This window comes from Cupriavidus ulmosensis (genome assembly GCF_977008105.1).
Map to the genome: position 1 here is coordinate 286,210 of NZ_CDRMWP010000001.1, position 15,148 is coordinate 301,357.

General features: G+C 72.5%; 12 protein-coding genes and 1 tRNA gene. 11 read left to right on the forward strand and 2 right to left on the reverse strand.

Annotated elements, in window-relative coordinates; genetic code table 11:
* Nucleotides 1–2: 2 nt before the first annotated feature.
* From ACWTPI_RS01290 to ttcA, 3 genes are all read left to right on the forward strand, one after another.
* Nucleotides 3–833, forward strand: coding sequence for an SDR family oxidoreductase (locus ACWTPI_RS01290; RefSeq protein ID WP_020205237.1), 831 nt, complete (start codon nucleotides 3–5; stop codon nucleotides 831–833).
* A 69-nt stretch (nucleotides 834–902) separates the two neighbouring features.
* On the forward strand, nucleotides 903–1,313 hold the full coding sequence (locus ACWTPI_RS01295) for a dihydroneopterin aldolase (RefSeq protein ID WP_029044086.1): 411 nt from the start codon (nucleotides 903–905) through the stop codon (nucleotides 1,311–1,313).
* A 315-nt stretch (nucleotides 1,314–1,628) separates the two neighbouring features.
* On the forward strand, nucleotides 1,629–2,570 hold the full coding sequence (gene ttcA / locus ACWTPI_RS01300; RefSeq protein ID WP_020205239.1) for a tRNA 2-thiocytidine(32) synthetase TtcA: 942 nt from the start codon (nucleotides 1,629–1,631) through the stop codon (nucleotides 2,568–2,570).
* An 83-nt stretch (nucleotides 2,571–2,653) separates the two neighbouring features.
* On the opposite strand, the gene ACWTPI_RS01305 is transcribed toward ttcA, so the two are convergent.
* Nucleotides 2,654–3,550, reverse strand: a complete 897-nt coding sequence (locus ACWTPI_RS01305; protein WP_231586648.1) for a DUF6279 family lipoprotein — start codon at nucleotides 3,548–3,550, stop codon at nucleotides 2,654–2,656.
* Nucleotides 3,551–3,789: 239 nt separating this feature from the next.
* Here ACWTPI_RS01305 and glmU point away from each other — a divergent pair, with 239 nt between their 5' ends.
* From glmU to ACWTPI_RS01330, 5 genes are all read left to right on the forward strand, one after another.
* On the forward strand, nucleotides 3,790–5,163 hold the full coding sequence (gene glmU, locus ACWTPI_RS01310) for a bifunctional UDP-N-acetylglucosamine diphosphorylase/glucosamine-1-phosphate N-acetyltransferase GlmU (protein WP_454730780.1): 1,374 nt from the start codon (nucleotides 3,790–3,792) through the stop codon (nucleotides 5,161–5,163).
* A gap of 120 nt (nucleotides 5,164–5,283) precedes the next feature.
* Nucleotides 5,284–7,122, forward strand: coding sequence for a glutamine--fructose-6-phosphate transaminase (isomerizing) (gene glmS, locus ACWTPI_RS01315; RefSeq protein WP_020205242.1), 1,839 nt, complete (start codon nucleotides 5,284–5,286; stop codon nucleotides 7,120–7,122).
* A gap of 1,041 nt (nucleotides 7,123–8,163) precedes the next feature.
* Nucleotides 8,164–10,074 (forward strand): sensor histidine kinase, encoded by a 1,911-nt coding sequence (locus ACWTPI_RS01320; RefSeq protein ID WP_454730781.1) that lies wholly within the window; start codon nucleotides 8,164–8,166, stop codon nucleotides 10,072–10,074.
* The gene (locus ACWTPI_RS01325; protein WP_020205244.1) at nucleotides 10,071–10,832 is read left to right on the forward strand and encodes a response regulator transcription factor; all 762 of its coding nucleotides are present in this window, start codon (nucleotides 10,071–10,073) and stop codon (nucleotides 10,830–10,832) included. Before ACWTPI_RS01320 ends, ACWTPI_RS01325 begins: the two co-directional genes overlap by 4 nt.
* A 197-nt stretch (nucleotides 10,833–11,029) precedes the next feature.
* On the forward strand, nucleotides 11,030–11,311 hold the full coding sequence (locus ACWTPI_RS01330) for a hypothetical protein (protein ID WP_454730782.1): 282 nt from the start codon (nucleotides 11,030–11,032) through the stop codon (nucleotides 11,309–11,311).
* A 67-nt stretch (nucleotides 11,312–11,378) separates the two neighbouring features.
* On the opposite strand, the gene ACWTPI_RS01335 is transcribed toward ACWTPI_RS01330, so the two are convergent.
* The gene (locus ACWTPI_RS01335) at nucleotides 11,379–12,971 is read right to left on the reverse strand and encodes an aldehyde dehydrogenase (NADP(+)) (RefSeq protein WP_454730783.1); all 1,593 of its coding nucleotides are present in this window, start codon (nucleotides 12,969–12,971) and stop codon (nucleotides 11,379–11,381) included.
* A gap of 297 nt (nucleotides 12,972–13,268) precedes the next feature.
* Here ACWTPI_RS01335 and ACWTPI_RS01340 point away from each other — a divergent pair, with 297 nt between their 5' ends.
* The 3 genes from ACWTPI_RS01340 to ACWTPI_RS01350 all read left to right on the forward strand — a co-directional run bounded on the left by ACWTPI_RS01340 (nucleotide 13,269) and on the right by ACWTPI_RS01350 (nucleotide 15,128).
* Nucleotides 13,269–14,225: a LysR family transcriptional regulator gene (locus ACWTPI_RS01340; protein WP_454730784.1), complete on the forward strand. Its 957-nt coding sequence runs from the start codon at nucleotides 13,269–13,271 to the stop codon at nucleotides 14,223–14,225.
* 88 nt (nucleotides 14,226–14,313) lie between these two features.
* Nucleotides 14,314–14,389: transfer RNA gene (locus tag ACWTPI_RS01345), tRNA-Cys, on the forward strand.
* A gap of 295 nt (nucleotides 14,390–14,684) precedes the next feature.
* Entirely contained in the window at nucleotides 14,685–15,128 is a 444-nt protein-coding gene (locus ACWTPI_RS01350) for a GNAT family N-acetyltransferase (protein ID WP_454730785.1), read from the forward strand.
* Nucleotides 15,129–15,148 lie beyond the last annotated feature (20 nt).

Here is a 15,148-nt window from a genome sequence, read left to right on the forward strand (position 1 = left end):
CAATGCCCGACTCCACATCTCCTGACTCCGCCTCGCCCGGCAGCGCCTGCGCCGCCGCTTCCGCGGCCGCCGCGCCGGCGCGCGGCGTCGCGCTCGTGACCGGTGCGGCGCGCCGGCTCGGCCGCGTGATCGCGCTGGAACTGGCCGCGCGCGGCTGGGACGTGGCCGTGCACTGCCACCGCTCGCTGGCCGAGGCCGAGGCGCTGGCCGAGCAGATCCGCGCGCGCGGCCGCCGCGCCGCGGTGCTGCAGGCCGACCTCGCCGACGAGGCCGCCACCGGCAAGCTGATCGCCGCCTGCACCGCGGCGCTGGGCGTGCCGGGCTGCCTGGTCAACAACGCCTCGCTGTTCCAGTACGACGTGGCCACCAGCTTCTCCTACGCCTCGCTCGACACGCACATGCGCACCAACGTGGCGGCGCCGCTGCTGCTGTCGCGCGAGCTGCACCGCGCGCTGCCGGAAGGGCAGACTGGCGTGGTGATCAACCTGCTGGACCAGAAGCTGGACAACCTCAACCCGGATTTCCTGTCCTACACGCTGTCCAAGGCGGCGCTGCAGACCGCCACCGTGCAGCTCGCCCAGGCGCTCGCGCCCAAGCTGCGCGTGGTGGGCGTGGCGCCCGGCATCACGATGGTCTCGGCCGACCAGTCCGGCTCCGGCTTCCGGCGCGCGCACTGCATGACGCCGCTGGGCCACTCGTCCACGCCGGAGGACATCGCGCAGGCGGTGGCCTACCTGGCCGAGGCGCGCGCCGTGACCGGCACCACGCTCTACGTCGATGGCGGGCAGCACCTGATGCCGCTCGCGCGCGACGTGATGTTCCTCACCGAATGACGCTTTGACGTACCCGGCGCGCGGCCGCGACCCGGCCCGCGCGCCTTCCCGACCCGTTTTTCCCCCATCATGACCATGCTCGCCGCCCTTACCCACCCCAGCCTGCAAGACTGCCGCCGCATGTTCCTGCGCAACTATGAAGTGCAGATCAACATCGGCGTGCACGAATTCGAGAAAAAGGGCGAGCAGCGCGTGCTGATCAACATCGACCTGTTCGTGCCGCTGGCGCAGAGCACGCCCCAGGAAGACAAGCTGCAGGAAGTGGTGGACTACGACTTCATGCGCAACACCGTGGCCGAGCGCATGGCGCAGGGCCACGTGCACCTGCAGGAAACGCTGTGCGACGACGTGGCGCGCGCCATGCTCCGGCATCCCAAGGTGCGCGCCGTGCGCGTCTCGACCGAGAAGCCGGACGTGTACCCGGACTGTGATTCGGTCGGCGTCGAGGTGTTCCACATCAAGGCGGCCGAGGCGATATAAGGCCATCGGGCGCGCCAGCACGTCGCCCAAACGCCGCCGCAAACTTCGCACAAGCGCCGCACAAGCGCCCAAACGCCGCACAAACGCGGCCAGCGACCGCCCAATGAGCGCATGCGGCGGCACGAAGCCGCGCAACGCCGCCGGCCGCCCTCCGGCGCGGCCGGCGCGCTCACGCTAAAATACCGGGCTGTCCAGCCACGGACCGGACCCGGCGGCACCGCGCGAGTTACCTACAAGTGATGTACGGGTGACTCACAAGCGACGCGCGTGCCGCGCCGCAGGCCGTTCCGCCCCCGCATTCCCGATCAGAGCGCCATGACCGCCACCACGCATTCCAAGAACTTCTTCCGCCTGGAAACCTACCTCCAGTCGCAGACGGGCCGCGCCATCGGCGACTTCAAGATGATCGAGGACGGCGACACGGTGCTGGTGTGCCTGTCCGGCGGCAAGGACTCGTACACCATGCTGTCGGTGCTGATGGCGCTGCAGAAGCGCGCGCCGATCGACTTCAAGCTGATCGCGATGAACCTCGACCAGAAGCAGCCCGGCTTTCCCGCCGACGTGCTGCCGGCCTACCTCAAGTCGGTCGGGGTCGAGTACGTGATCGTGGACGCCGACACCTATTCCATCGTCAAGGAGAAGGTGCCCGAGGGCAAGACCACCTGCTCGCTGTGCTCGCGCCTGCGCCGCGGCGTGATCTACCGCACCGCCAAGGAGCTGGGCGCCAACAAGATCGCGCTGGGCCACCACCGCGACGACATCGTCCAGACCTTCTTCCTGAACCTGTTCTTCGGCGGCAAGATGAAGGCCATGCCGCCCAAGCTGGCCACCGACGACGGCCAGCACATCGTGATCCGCCCGCTGGCCTACTGCCCCGAGAAGGACATCGCCGCCTACGCGCGCGCGATGGCCTACCCGATCATCCCGTGCAACCTGTGCGGCTCGCAGGAGAACCTGCAGCGCAAGAAGGTCAAGGAGATGCTGCTGGAGTGGGAACGTCAGAACCCGGGCCGCATCGACAACATCTTCGCGGCGCTGCGCAGCGTGGTGCCGTCGCACCTGGCCGACACCGAGCTGTTCGACTTCAACGGCCTGGCCACCGGGCTGGCCAAGGTGGACGAGGCCATGCTGTTCGGCCAGACCGCGTTTTCCCAGCAGCCGCTGGTGTTCGCCGGCGGCATGGAAGAGAACAAGCTGGAGTTCGTGCGCTTCGAGAAGTCCGCGCCGGCGGACACGCAGCCGGCCGGCGCGGAGTAAGGGCCGGGCGGCGGGGGACGCCGCCGGCGCCCCGGCCGACGCCCGCGACCGTCGCCTGCGATGGCCGCCCTCGGCGGCCGCCCTCAGTTGTCCGCCCGGGCCGGCAGGGCGCCGGCGGTCTTGCCGGACTGGCCTTCGCGCATCAGCGCGTTGGCGTCGTCGATCCATTTCTGGAAGCGCTCGGCCGCGTGGTGCTTCTGCTCGGGCGTGGTCAGGTTGGCGATGGTGGCCGTCAGCACCAGCCCGGCCTCGTTGTTGGCGTCGTAGCGCGCGTCGCGCTCGCGCGTCGGCGGGTTCTGCCAGTGGTCGCCGTAGCGCTTGAGCATGTCCACCACCTGGGCACGGGGCGGATGGGTGGCCTGCACCTGCCGCGCCAGCGCCAGCCATTCCTGCTGGCGCTTGACGCGCTCGTCGTAGCGCGCCTCGGCGCCCTGCACCACCGGCCCGATCGCGCGGCGGATGGCGTCTTCCTGCTCGTCGGAGAAGCGCCCGTAGACCAGGCGGGCATAGTCCATCACCTTGTCGAAGCGGGCCTCGGCGCGCGCGGACGGGTCGGGGCGCAGGTATTCCTTGCGGTACTTGGCGTTGGCGTCGCTGAATTTCTTCTCCATGCGGGCGATCTGCTCGGGCGCGAGCGTCAGCAGCAGGTCGGCCACGTCCGGCGCGGAGCGGTCGAACGCCACCCGCGCCAGGCGCTGGGCGCCTTCCTGGATGCGGGCCACCTCGGCCGGCGTGACCGGCTGCTGCACCTCGCTGCGGGCCTGGCGCAGCAGGCCGGCGATCTCGGGCAACTGCTCGCGGCGGTGCCAGGCGAAGAAGCGGGCGATGGCGTCGCGCGTGGGCGGCTCCTGGCTGGCCGACACGTCCACGTAGTTGTCGACCCACCAGAACGCCAGCCGGTCGCCCTGCTGGTAGCCCAGTTTCAGTGCATTGCAGGCGCTCAGCGCCAGCACGGCGCCGGCCAGGGCCAGGTGCCGCAAGCCGCGCAAAAACGTGAGATTTGGTGACAAACTGCGTAAAACCCCCATGATAGAATCCTTTCCCGCGCGATCCGGCGCTTCCCCCGGCGCTGCCGCGCGCGCCCGGCCCCCCTCCGTGGTGGGCTGTGCCGCGCGCCCCGGAAACCCGATCATCCGGCCGGCGGGTGCGTTCGTCCCCGACTCGGTCCGGAGGGCGGCTTCAAACGGTTTCATGGACACACTCACTTAGGATCCTCCTTGTGAATATCGTCATTCTCGCTGCGGGAATGGGCAAGCGGATGAATTCCGCGCTGCCCAAGGTACTGCATCCGCTCGCCGGCCGGCCGCTGCTTGCGCATGTGATTGCGACGGCCCGCCAATTGTCGCCGACGCGGCTGGTGGTGGTGGTCGGGCACGGCGCCGAGCGCGTGCGCGAGGCCGTGGGCGCGGACGACGTCGCCTTCGCCCTGCAGGCCGAGCAGCTCGGCACCGGCCACGCCGTGGCGCAGGCGCTGCCGCTGCTCGACGACAGCCGGCCCACGCTGGTGCTCTACGGCGACGTGCCGCTGACCGAGCCGGCCACGCTGCGGCGCCTGGTGGCCGAGGCCGGCGCGGAGCGCTTCGGCATCCTCACCGTGGAGATGGACGATCCCACCGGCTACGGCCGCATCGTGCGCGAGGGCGGCGACAACACCGGCAGCATCACGCGCATCGTCGAGCAGAAGGACGCCAGCGCGGCGCAGCGCGCCATCCGCGAGATCAACACCGGCATCATCATGGCGCCCACCGGCCACCTGCGCCGCTGGCTGTCCACGCTGCGCAACGACAACGCCCAGGGCGAGTACTACCTGACCGACACCGTCGAGCGCGCCGTCGCCGACGACGTGGAAGTGGTCTCGGCGCAGCCCGGCGCGCTGTGGGAGACGCTCGGCGTCAACAGCAAGGTGCAGCTGGCCGAGCTCGAGCGCATCCACCAGCGCAACCTCGCGCAGCGCCTGCTCGAGGCCGGCGTGACGCTGATGGACCCGGCGCGCATCGACATCCGCGGCGAGCTGACCTGCGGGCGCGACGTGACCATCGACGTCAACTGCGTGTTCGAAGGCCGCGTGCACCTCGAAGACGGCGCCCATGTCGGCGCCAATTGCGTGATCCGCAACAGCACCGTCGGCGCCGGCGCGCACCTGCAGCCGTTCTGCCACTTCGAGGACGCCAGCGTGGGCGCGCACGGCCGCATCGGCCCGTATGCGCGGCTGCGCCCCGGCACCGTGCTGGGCGAGGACGTGCACATCGGCAACTTCGTCGAGGTCAAGAACAGCCAGATCGCCGCGCACAGCAAGGCCAACCACCTCGCCTACGTGGGCGACGCCACGGTCGGCTCGCGCGTCAACATCGGCGCCGGCACCATCACCTGCAACTACGACGGCGCCAACAAGCACCGCACCGTGATCGAGGACGACGTCTTCATCGGCTCCGACTCGCAGCTGGTGGCGCCCGTGACCGTGCGGCGCGGCGCCACGCTCGGCGCCGGCACCACGCTGACCAAGGACGCGCCGGCCGGCAAGCTGACGCTGTCGCGCGCCAAGCAGATGACCCTCGACGGCTGGCAGCGTCCGGTCAAGCAGGCAAAGAAATAACCCCCGCCTCCGCGCGGCCCGGGAAAAGCCGGGCGGCATTGGCAATACGCGGGTAACGGCGCCGCCGTTACCGCGCAAACCAACCGGCGCGGCCATGACCGCGCCTATCGGGAGAAAACTATGTGCGGCATCGTCGGCGCGGTTTCCACGCGCAACATCGTACCGGTCCTGATCGAAGGCCTGCGCCGCCTCGAATACCGCGGCTATGACTCGTGCGGCGTGGCCGTGGTGCGCGAAGGCGCGCTCGAGCGCGCGCGCACCGTCTCGCGCGTGGCCGACCTGGACGAGCAGACCCGCGCCTCCGGCCTGGCCGGCTTCACCGGCGTGGCGCATACGCGCTGGGCCACCCACGGCAAGCCCGACACCACCAACGCCCACCCGCATTTCTCGGGCGAGACCATCGCGCTGGTGCACAACGGCATCATCGAGAACTACGAGCCGCTGCGCGAGGAACTGCGCGCGGCCGGCTACGGCTTCGAGTCGCAGACCGACACCGAGGTCGTGGCCCACCTGATTCACCAGGCCTACAGCTACCCGAGCAGCGCCACGCGCGGCGACCTGTTCGCCTCGGTGCGCGCCGTGACCAAGCGCCTGCACGGCGCCTACGCCATCGCCGTGTTCGCCAAGGACCATCCCGAGCGCGTGGTCGGCGCGCGCGCCGGCTCGCCGCTGGTGGTGGCGCTGGGCGAGAACGAATCGTTCCTGGCCTCGGACGCGCTGGCCGTGGCCGGCACGGCCAACCACATCATCTACCTCGAAGAGGGCGACGTGGTCGAGCTGACCCGCGAGGGCGCCACCATCCGCGACCTGCACGACCACCTGGTCGAGCGCGAGGTGCGCGTGGTCGAGACCCACGCCGCGGCGGTCGAGCTGGGCCCGTACCGCCACTTCATGCAGAAGGAAATCTTCGAGCAGCCGCGCGCGCTCGGCGACACCCTCGAAGGCGTGGACGCCATCGTGCCCGAACTGTTCGGCGCCAACGCGGCGAGCGTGTTCGCCGAGATCGACAGCATCCTGATCCTGGCCTGCGGCACCAGCTACTACTCGGGCTGCACCGCCAAGTACTGGCTGGAGGCGGTGGCGAAGATCCCGACCCAGGTCGAGGTCGCCAGCGAATACCGCTACCGCGAGACCGTGCCCAACCCGCGCGCGCTGGTGGTGGTGATCTCGCAGTCCGGCGAGACCGCCGACACGATGGCCGCGCTGCGCCACGCCAAGTCGCTCGGCCACACCCACACGCTGGCCGTGTGCAACGTGTCCACCAGCGCGATGGTGCGCGAGACCGAGCTGCGCTTCCTGACCCGCGCCGGCACCGAGATCGGCGTGGCCTCCACCAAGGCCTTCACCACCCAGCTCGCCGCGCTGTACATGCTGACGCTGGCGCTGGCCAAGGTGCGCGGCAGGCTTACCGCCGAGGCCGAGGCCGCCGCGCTGACCAACCTGCGCCACCTGCCGGTCGCGCTGCATGGCGTGCTGGCGCTGGAGCCGCAGATCATCTCGTGGTCCGAGGACTTCGCCCGCCGCGAGAACGCGCTGTTCCTGGGCCGCGGCCTGCATTACCCGATCGCGCTCGAAGGCGCGCTCAAGCTCAAGGAAATCTCGTACATCCACGCCGAGGCCTACCCGGCCGGCGAGCTCAAGCACGGCCCGCTGGCGCTGGTGACGGAGGCCATGCCGGTGGTCACGGTGGCGCCCAACGACGCGCTGCTGGAAAAGCTCAAGTCCAACATCCAGGAAGTGCGCGCGCGCGGCGGCCGCCTGTACGTGTTCGCCGACAGCGACACCCACATCCAGTCGAGCGAAGGCATCCAGGTGATCCGCCTGCCCGAGCACTACGGCGACCTCTCGCCGATCCTGCACGTGGTGCCGCTGCAGCTGCTGGCCTATCACACGGCCTGCGCGCGCGGCACGGACGTCGACAAGCCGCGCAACCTGGCCAAGTCGGTCACGGTCGAGTAAGCGGCATAGCGGGCGCCGGCGCGGCCCGCGCGAGATACGGGCGGGCTCGCCGCACGGCCGCGGCGGGTTTGTCCCGGCTGCGTCGGACATGCGCTTCCATCCCGCGCCGCCCCGGGCGAGGCAACTTTGCCCGGGAGGCGGGCGGGGAACGTGGTTCACGAGCCGAGTGTCGGCCAGAGCCGCGCCGGCCGCTATCGGCCGTCCGCCTACACGGCAGCGCGCTCCGCGCTGCCTGAGCCTTTGTCTCCGGGCGTCCCGGGACTTCGTCATGCTCCACCATCCACCACGATGGCCGGATGGCCGGCCGGCAGGCGATCGCCCGCGCGGTCCACGCCGGTCCCGGTGCGGGGCGCCGACCGCGTCGGCGTGCGCATCTCGCCGTCGGGCAAACCGGGCAAACCGGGCAAATGGGGGCGGCATCTGCGCAGCGACCCGCAGGCCGCCTCCAGCCAAGCGGCGCAAGTACGAGACACGCGTGAGACTGCCTGTCCGCATGTGACCGCGCCGCGCGTCAACGGGGAGGGACGCCACCTCGCATCGCGGCCATGCTCCCCCCTCACGCTCCCTGGGGGCGCACTTCACCGCCCCGATCATCGCCGCCGCGCCGCCGCTGCCGGCGCGGGACCCGGCAGCCGACCTTTGTCGCGTCATCGGGATGTGGCAAACTCCCGCGCGGAAGCGGTTCGGCGCGCGCCCGGTCCGGCCAGCGAAAGGCGGGCCGGAGCGGGCCAGGCCGTTTACTGCTCCTGGAGTGGCATGGGCAGCACCGGCCCCGGGTTTCCCGGAGGGATGGGTAAGGATCCCGCCGGCCCGCGGCCCACGCCAAGACCAAAGACCTGCCCGGCACAGGGCACCCCGCCGCGCCAGCCGCAGCGGGAAGACTAGAAGCTTCACCGTTGTCGTATATGTGGCCGGGAATCACCGATTCGCCGTGCCGCGCACTTTGTCTCGGGAATGATTCATGATTGGCTTGCCGGGCGGCTGGGATGCCGCCCGGAGTGGGGGGCCGCGCCGGCCAGGAGACGCGTTGGCGCGGGATGCTTGCGGCCGGCGTGGCGGGGCCTGGCGCTGGCCTGCCTGCTGATGGCGCGCGCCGCGGCGGCCGACGATGGCCCGCTGCTGCTGCAAGGCACGGCCGTGTCCTGGCTGCGCGACCCCGGCGGCCGCCTCGGCATCGCCCAGGTGGCGGCGGCCGGCGGCTTCGCGCCGCTGCGCGGCAGCCTGCGCGCGGGCCGCTCGCAGGACGCTTTCTGGCTGCGGGTGGTGCTGCCGCCCGCCGTGCGCGACAGCGGGCACCTGCTGGAGGTGTCTCCGGGCGGGCTGGCCGACGTGCGCCTGTACGAGGGCCGCGGCGGCGCCTGGCGCGAGCGCCCCGGCGGCGGCGCCGTGCCGTTCCGGCAGCGCGAGATGCCCGTGCGCGGCGCGGTCTTCCGGCTGGCGCGCCCGCGCCCCGGCGACGTGCTGTACCTGCGCATCCGCACCGGGCAGGCGATGGCGGCCGAACTGCGCCTGTGGCGGGAGCCCGCGCTGCAGGCCGCGGCCGGCGTCGCCACGCTCGGCGCCGGCATGTACCTGGGCCTGATGCTGACGGTGGCGCTGTTCAACCTGGCCGGCTGGCTGGTGACGCGGCGCGGCCTGTACGGCTTGTTCGCGCTGTTCGTGGCCGCCGGCGCGCTGCGCTGGTTTGTCTCCGGCGGGCTGGCCGGCCAGTTCCTGTTCCCCGCCGGCCCCGCCGTGCCGCAGCCGCTGGCCGACGCGCTGCTGGCCCTGCAGGCGCTGTGCGCCAACCTGTTCCGCATCCGGCTGCTGCAGCTGCGCGAGCGCGCCCCGCGCCTGCTGCGCTATTTCCAGGGGCTGGTGCTGCTCGGCGCGCTGGCCGTGGCCGCCGCGCCGACCGGCCACTTCACCGCCGCGATGCGCCTGCTCTACGCGGCCACGCTGGCCGGCCACGTGCTCTCGCTGCCGGTGTACGCCAGCCTGTGGCGCACCGGCGGGGCGGCCGGGCGCCTGATCGTGGCGGCGCTGCTGCTGTATTGCGCGGTGCTGCTGCCGGCCATGCTCGGCGCGCTCGGGCTGGTGCCGCTGCACCCGCTCGCGCTGCAGGCCGCGCAGCTCGTGGACCTGCCCGCGGTGCTGGCGCTGCACCTGGTGCTGATGCTGCGCATGCGCGACGCCGAGCGCGAGCGCAACCAGGCCATGCTGCAGGCCAGCCACGCCGTTGCCGCCACCGAGCGCGAGCGTGGCGCGCGCGAAGAGCAGGACCGCCTGCTGGCCATGATGGCGCACGAAGTGCGCACGCCGGTGGCGGTGATCGACGCCGCCGCCCACAGCCTGCGCCTGCTCGACGATGCCCGCCCCGACCGCGCCCAGCGCGACAGCCGCTACCAGAGCATCCGCCTCGCCGTGCGGCGGCTGACGCTGCTGAGCGAGCTGGCCGAGGCGCGCGAGCGGCTGGCGCCCGGCGACGGACACCAGCCAGCCGAGCCCTTCGACCTGCACGGGCTCAGCCGCCAGGTGCTGGCCACGCTGGAGCCGCAGGCCGCGGCGCGGGTCGCGCTGGCGGTGCGCGCCGGCGCGGCCGGCGAGGCGCCGCCGCAGCTGGCCGGAGACGCGCGCCTGATGCATTTCGCGCTGTTCAACCTGGTCGACAACGCGCTCAAGTACGCCTACCCGGACACGGCCATCCGCATCGACATCGCCGCCCGCGGCCATCTGGGCCGGCGCGGCGTGGCCTGGCGCATCCGCGACCACGGCCCGGGCGTGCCGCCCGGCAAGGAAGAGGCCATCTTCGAGAAATTCCAGCGGTTCGACGAGCGTGCCGGGCATCCCGGCCTCGGCCTCGGGCTGCCGCTGGCGCGCCGCATCGCCGAGCTGCACGGCGGCGCGCTGCGCTGCGAGCCGGACTGGCGCGCGGGCGCCTGCTTCGCGCTGTGGCTGCCGGAGGCCCCATGATGTGCAACCGCCTTGCCGCGCCTGTCGCCAGTTCCGCGGCACCGCGCGCGCCCATCGCCCTGGTGGACGACAACGCGCTGCTGTGCGCCGAGCTGCTGTTCCATCTCGCCCATGCGGGCTACGCGCCCACCGGGCTGGCCCACGGCGCGGCGCTCGACGCGCACCTGGCCAGCGAGCCGTGCCGGCTGGTGGTGCTCGACCTCGGCCTGCCCGGCGAGGACGGGCTCTCGATCTGCGAGCGCCTGCGCCGCACGCGGCCCGAGCTCGGCATCGTGGTGCTGACCGGGCGCGGCACGCTGCAGCACCGGCTCGACGGCTTGCGCGGCGGCGCAGACGCCTATCTCGTCAAGCCGGTGCCGGTCGAGGAGCTGCTGCTGGTGATCGCCAACCTGCTGCGCCGGCTCGATGCCGCGCCCGATGCCGGGCCGGCGCCGCAGGCGGACGGCGCGCCGGCGTGGCGCCTCGACGCGCGCCGCCTGCTCGCCACCACGCCGGCCGGCCGCGCGCTGATCCTGACGCGCGTGGAATGCCTGCTGCTGCGGGCGCTCGCGCGCAGCGCGCCGTGCCCGGCCACGCGCCGGCAACTGGTCGAGGCGCTGGGCGGCAACTACCTGGAGTTCGACGAGCACCGCATCGAGGTCGCGGTCAGCCGCCTGCGCGGCAAGCTCGCGCGGGCCTGGCCCCACGCGCCGGCCATCCGCACCGTGCGCGGCGTCGGCTACCTGCTGGTGCAGCCGTGGCTGGCGGTCACGGCCTAGGGCGCGCGGGACGGCGAGGCGCGGTGTGCCTCAGTGAGCATTTGTGAGCTTTGCCGCCGCGTATTTTTGTAAGCTGCTTCGCCACGGGCGCGGCGCCTCGAGACGCCATCGCGCCATGACGGCAACGCCGTCGCGGCGGAATCATCCTTCTCCTGCGCGACGCGGCAAATGCGAGAGATACGAAGCATGGAGCAGGGATGAGGCAGGGCGAGCTATTGGGCAGGGTGGTGGACGGCGCGGTCCTGCGCATCACGCGCGACCCCTGGGGCAATCTGTTGCCCAGCGTGACGCTGGCCGGGCCGGGGCCGCAAGACCAGGCCGAGGTCGTGCACTGCTGGCAGATCGGCAAGATGGTGCACGCGGGTCTGCTGACCTACGACAAGGGCGCGCCGGAACTGTCGGACCAGCTGGTGCCGACGGCGGCCGGGCTGGCGGCGGGGCGGGCCTGGAACCGCGCGAAGACGCGCGGCGAAGGGTAGGGCGGGGCAAACAGCGCGGGTGGGGCGGGCAGGCCGCCACGCGCCCGCCCCGCCCGCGCGGTGCCCGCTATGCGGGCCGGCTCGCCGGCGCGCGCGTGTGGACGCCGTCGACCAGCCGGTCGATGCCCAGCGGGTTGCCATCCTTCAGCGCGTCGGGCAGCAGCGCGTCGGCGAAGTTCTGGTAGCAGACCGGGCGCAGGTAGCGGTCGATCGCCAGCGTGCCGACCGAGGTGCCGCGCGGGTCCGAGGTGGCCGGGTAGGGGCCGCCGTGCACCATCGCGTCGCACACTTCCACGCCGGTCGGATAACCGTTGACCAGCAGCCGGCCCACCTTCTGCTCGAGCCGCGCGACCAGCGCGGCGCAGTCGGCGAGGTCGTCGTCGTCCGCGATCAGCGTGGCCGTCAACTGGCCGCGCAGGCTGTCGACGAGGCGGCCGAGCTCCGCCGCGTCGGCCGCCTCGACCACCACCGTGGCGGGGCCGAAGACTTCCTCCTGCAGCAGCGCGTCGCCTGCGAGCAGCAGCGCCGCGTCGGCCTTGAAGACCTGGGCGCCGGCCTTGCCGTCGCGCGGCGCCGCGCCGGCCAGCCGCGCCACGCGCGGGTGCGCCGCCAGCGCCTGCGAGCCGTGCGCGTAGTGGTCCAGCCCGCCCGCGCTCAGCATGGTCTGCGCCGGCTGCGCCTCGGCCGCCGCGCACAGGTGCGCCACGAACGCGCCGAACGCCTCGCCGCGCACGCCCAGCACCAGGCCCGGGTTGGTGCAGAACTGCCCGGCGCCCAGCGCCACCGACGCCGCCAGCTCCGCCGCCACCTGCGCGCCGCGGCGCGCCAGCGCGCGCGGCATGAGCAGCACCGGGTTGATGCTGCTCATCTCGGCGAACACGGGAATCGGCTGTGGCCGCGCGGCGGCCATGTCGCACAGCGCGCGCCCGCCGCGCAGCGAGCCGGTGAAGCCCACCGCCTGGATCGCCGGATGCTTGACCAGGCGCTCGCCCACGCGGTCGCCGAACACCATGTTGAAGACGCCGGCCGGCATGCCGAGCCGGTCCGCCGCGCGCAGGATGGCGTCGGCGACCGCCTGCGCGGTCGCCATATGGCCCATGTGCGCCTTGAACACGACCGGGCAGCCGGCGGCCAGCGCCGAGGCGGTGTCGCCGCCGGCGGTGGAGAACGCCAGCGGGAAGTTGCTGGCGCCGAACACCGCCACCGGGCCGATGCCGGCGCGGTACTGGCGCAGGTCCGGGCGCGGTAGCGGCTGGCGCGCGGGCAGCGCGGTGTCGATGCGCGCGCCGAGGAAGTCGCCGCGGCGCAGGACCTGCGCGAACAGCCGCATCTGGCCGCTGGTGCGGCCGCGCTCGCCGCGGATGCGCGCGGCCGGCAGCGCGGTCTCGCGGCAGACCAGCTCGACGAAATCCTCGCCGAGCGCGTCGATCTCGTCGGCGACGGCATCGAGGAATTCGGCGCGCCGGCCCGGCGCGAGCGCGCGGAACGCCGGGAAGGCGGCGGCCGCGGCCTGCGCGGCGGCGTCGATCTCCGCCGGCGTGGCCTCGACGAAGCGCAGCGGCAGGCGTTCGCCGCTGGCCGCGTCGACGCTGTAGAGGAAGGCCGAGCCTTCCGCGCGGCGCTCGCCGCCGATGTAGTTGTAGCCCGACGTTTCCGGCATGGCGATGGTCTCCTGTGGATGGGGGGATGGTGCTGCGATCCGCAACGAGGCGCGCGGCGTGGCCGAGCCGGCCGCGCGTCCGGGCCGTCGACTGTAGCGGCCGCGGCCGCGCCCGGCCAATGACGTTTCGGCCCGGGGTGATAAGCGGGCGTTATCGGTCGGGTGCCATCGGCCGGCAAGCCGGGCCGCCTTGCCGGGCCGCTTCCCGCACCCGGCGCGGGACGCCCCGGGCGCCCCGGCAAGCCCGCCGGGCGCCGCAGCCGATATAGTGGCGCTTCCTCCCGCGCCGCCATCGCCATGAGCCACACCGTTCCCTCGCTGCACATCCTCGCCTCGCGCCTGCGCCTCAAGCAGTTGCGCCTGCTCATCGAGCTCGACCGCCACGGCTCGCTGCACAAGGCCGCCGACGAGATCGCCATCTCGCAGCCGGGCGCGACCAGGGTGCTGCGCGAGATCGAGACCCTGCTCGGCATGCCGCTGTTCGAACGCCAGCCCAAGGGGCTGGTCGCCAACGACCTGGGCCGCTGCGTGATCCGCTACGCGCGCCTGATCTACAGCGACCTCGAACATCTGCGCGAAGAGATGACCGCCATCGCGCAGGGCCACGGCGGGCACCTCGCGGTGGGCACCATCATGGGCGCGGTGCCGCTGCTCACGCGGGCGCTGGCGTCGCTGCGCCGCAAGCATCCGACGCTGTCCGTGGAAGTGGTGGAGGACACCAGCGCGCGCCTGCTCGATCTCGTCGACGAGGGCCGCGTGGACGTGGCCATTTGCCGCAGCGGCGTGAGCCGCCGGCCCGACGCCTACACTTGCCTGCGCCTGGACGAGGAGCCGCTGTCGGTGGTGGTGGCCCGCGCGCATCCGCTCGCCGGCGCGCCGGCGGTGGCGCTCGAAGCGCTGGCCGGCTCGAGCTGGATCGCCTACCCGGTCGACATGCCGATGCGCGTGGCGCTGGAGCGCGAGCTCGCCAGCGCCGGCATCAAGGCGCCGCGCTTCCCGCTCGAGACCGCCTCCACCTTCACCACCTTCGCCATGCTGCAGGAAGACCCCACGCTGGTGGCGGTCATGCCGCGCGAGGTGGCGCTGTTCGGCGAGCGCTTCGGGCTGGTGGCGCGCCTGCCGGTCACGCTGCCGTCGCTGGAAGAGCCGTTCGGCGTGGTCAGCCGCGCCGGCTCGGCGCCGTCGCCGGGCGCGCGCCTGCTGATCGACGAACTGTTCGCGGGGCGGCCCGGCGGCGCAGCGCGGCCGGCCTGATGCGCGCCGCGCCGTGCAGAGTTTTCCGTTTCCGGATACACTGCGCCCCGCACTGAACGAGGACGCGCAGCGCGGCGTCCTCCTCGGCGGCGGGGTGGCAGAGTGGTTATGCGACGGTCTGCAAAGCCGTACACGGCGGTTCGATTCCGTTCCCCCCGCCTCCAGCATCGCTGGCCGGTGCCGCTTCGCGCATCGGCCATGTGTGTGGCCGCCGCGGCATGCGGCAGGCGCTCCGCGCACCTTTCCCGTTTTCCGTTTTTTCCCCGCTGTTCCCCCCCAAATGCGTGATGCGACCCCGCGCGATGTGGCCCGCCGTTCGCCGCGCGCCCGCGCCATGCGCACAGAGGGTTTCCTGCCGTATTCCCGGCTGGAACAAGTCGGCCGAATCATGTAGTGTGAAGTCAACGCAGTCCATCCATGACAACCTCCGTCATCGTGCGTGGCGGGGAGACAATTGCAATGACAAGAGATCTGCGTGTCCGCGCCGCACAACCGGCCGACTGGCCGGCCATCGCGGAAATACTCCAGTCCTGCGGGCTTGCCAGCGACGATCTCGATCCGTCGCAGGCATCGTTCCATGTCGCCCTGCTCGACGGCCTGCTGGTCGGCTGCGCCGGCACCGAGGCCTACGGCGACACGGTGGTGGTGCGTTCGGTGGCGGTGCTGCCGCCATACCGCGACCGCGGCGTCGCCACCCACATGGTGTCCGCCGCGATGATGCGCGCGCGCGCCAACGGCTGCGTGCGGGCGGTGCTGCTCAGCGCCAACTGTCCCAACTACTTTGCCCGCTACGGCTTCTCGCTGATCTCGGCGGAGTGCCTGCCGCCGGCGGTGCGCGCCTCGCGCGAGTTCCAGCGGCAGGAAGGCGCATTGCCGCTGTGCATGTGCTGCGAGCTGAAATAGGCCGGCCAGCGCCGGATGAC